The organism is Paenisporosarcina sp. P4_D4, assembly GCF_056401835.1.
The window spans coordinates 1-851 of record NZ_JBFUIO010000367.1 but is presented as its reverse complement, the minus strand read 5'-3'; the positions used below and the strand labels follow the sequence as shown (position 1 = coordinate 851).

The window sequence follows — 851 nt, the reverse complement described above, 5'->3', positions numbered from 1 at the left end:
ATAGCTGGATTTCCTTTTTGAAAGTAACAAATAAAAAATTGAAATGAATAAACTGACGATAAAAAAGATAATCCATAGAATACTAAATGTAAAAAATTCAAAACTGATAAGGAAACTCACTACGTAAAATAAATTTATCAAGAGTAATACGAATAAGAAGATTCTTTCCAAAATTACATCTCCGTTCCTGTTCTTTATTCCTAATTTTACCACTAAAAATGGGTGCTACTTCACATTTCTTATTAAACTAACCTGCCCCATTAGTTCAATAAGAAATTAGCTGTATAAGTAAATAATATATCAACCATTTCATCTTTTAATTTTATTCCGATAGTTTAAGGCTCACCTATACCCATTGCGAGTAATAGAAAAAAAGTGAACACCAGCATACAAATATTTAGAATCCCCCCGATAAAAAACCACAACTTGTTTCCTGACATAAATGCAAACACAATCCCAATAATTGATAGAACACTAAAAATTTTTATACCAACATATATATCAGCATTAGGTCCTCTCAAAATATAAAAAGCAATAATACTACTAATAAACATTAGCAATGAGATAACACCGAATTTGTTCAAGGGTTATCCTCCTTAATTTAATTTAATCCTTTATAATTATTACGTTATTTAACCCAAATAGTTCCAATAAATGAAAAATTCTTATTGAACTAACCTGCCCCGTTAGTTCAATAAGAAAAAGGGCTGTTTAAACAGCCCGATGACCTTTAACTAAAGCACCCGTTAGTTTAATAAGAAAAGATAATTAAACCAATCCTTTTAGAATGGAACCACAAAGTTACATTAAGTAATAGGAGATTCTTTCTCCTGTTTCCTTCTATATAGATA

1 protein-coding gene is annotated in these 851 nt (G+C 28.9%); it reads right to left on the bottom strand.

Going from position 1 to position 851, the window contains the following annotated elements; genetic code table 11:
* Positions 1 to 335: 335 nt before the first annotated feature.
* A complete protein-coding gene (locus AC1DSL_RS18880; protein ID WP_477533426.1) occupies positions 336 to 554 on the bottom strand; it encodes a hypothetical protein in 219 nt (72 codons plus the stop codon).
* Positions 555 to 851: the final 297 nt, after the last annotated feature.

What these genes read in the sequence shown, in the direction of transcription:
- AC1DSL_RS18880 (WP_477533426.1), bottom strand. Translation starts at nt 554, where the DNA reads ATGTTTATTAGTAGTATTATTGCTTTTTATATTTTGAGAGGACCTAAT.